The following is a 1389-nucleotide window of genomic DNA, read 5'->3' as shown; positions in this document are numbered from 1 at the left end:
CGCTGCTGCGAGAACTCCACATACGTATCCGCCGTCGCCATCACCGACACACCACCGGCCAGCGCCAGCGAACACTCACCGTTCCGCAACGCCTGAACCGCCAGATGCAACGCCACCAACGACGACGAACACGCCGTATCCACCGTCAACGTCGGACCCTCGAAACCAAACGAATACGCGACCCGGCCCGACACCACCGCACCCGTACTCGCATTACCCGCATAATCGTGATACATCATCCCCGCGAAAACACCGGTGTCCGACCCCCGCAAACCAACCGGATCGACACCAGCACTCTCCAGCGCCTCCCACGACGTCTCCAACAACAAACGCTGCTGCGGATCCATCGACAACGCCTCACGCGGACTGATACCGAAAAACTCCGCATCAAAATCCGCCGCATCATGCAGAAAACCACCACGACGCGTATACGAACGACCAGGAACACCAGGCGCCGGATCATACAGATCACCGACATCCCACCCACGATCCACCGGAAAACCAGAAATCGCATCACCGCCGGAGACCACCAGATCCCACAACTCACCCGGCGTCCGCACCCCACCCGGAAAACGACACCCCATACCCACGATCGCGATCGGCTCGCGGAGGGTGTTGTTCAGGCGTCGGTTCTGATCGCGCAGCCGTTCGTTGTCCTTCAGCGCGGACCGCAGTGCGGTGACCAGCTGTTGTTCCGAGTCGGCCATCTGCTCATCCCCCGGCTTCCGTGGCCGCGTCGCCGAGATCGGCGAGCGCCATGCTGATCAGTGCGTCGGTGTCCATGTCGTCGATCGATTCGCTCGCGGCATCCGCCGGTTCGCCCGGCGTGGTCCGGACGCCGCCGAGTTCGAGCAGGCTGGGTACCAGTCCGGCGTCGTGCAGCCGGCTGATCGGAATGGTGAGCAGGATCCGGCGGATCTCGTCCTCGGGGAGCGTGCCGCCGGTTCCGGAGTCGCCGATCAGACGTTCGTGGAGCAGGTCGGCGACGGCCCGGGCGTACGGCCGGTCGAAGGTGAGGGTGGCCGGCAGCCGCAGCCCGGTCGCGGTGTTGAGCTGGTTGCGCAGTTCCAGGGCGGCCAGCGAGTCGAAGCCCAGTTCGGTGAAGGCGCGTTCCGGCGGGACGGCGTCGGCCGTGTCGTGGCCGAGTACGGTGGCCGCGGTCGTCCGGACCAGATCCAGTAGCGTGTCCCGGCGTTCCTGGCCGGACATCGTGGCCAGCCGGCCGGCCAGATCGGAGGGGGTCCCGGTGGCGGCCCGTTTCGCCCGGCCGGTGTTCCGGCCGCGGATCAGCTTCTGGTAGACGGGCCCGTCGACCGCCGAGAGATCCAACCCGATCGGCACATAATGAGCACCCGGCGAAGCGACAGCAGCGTCGAAAAGACGCAACCC

The 1389-nt window shown here is 65.8% G+C and carries 2 protein-coding genes; both read right to left on the bottom strand.

Annotated features, from left to right (window positions below; all coding sequences use genetic code 11):
- A partial coding sequence (locus AB0I88_RS41275; RefSeq protein ID WP_361037761.1) for a beta-ketoacyl synthase N-terminal-like domain-containing protein occupies positions 1 to 707 on the bottom strand: 707 nt, incomplete at its 3' end.
- A gap of 4 nt (positions 708 to 711) precedes the next feature.
- Positions 712 to 1389 (bottom strand): acyl carrier protein (locus AB0I88_RS41270; protein ID WP_361037759.1); only part of this gene is annotated, 678 nt, incomplete at its 5' end.

This window comes from Actinoplanes sp. NPDC049802 (assembly GCF_040656595.1).
Lineage (GTDB): Bacteria > Actinomycetota > Actinomycetes > Mycobacteriales > Micromonosporaceae > Actinoplanes.
Note: the sequence above shows the minus strand (reverse complement) of the source record. Positions and strands in the feature narration are given on the sequence as shown.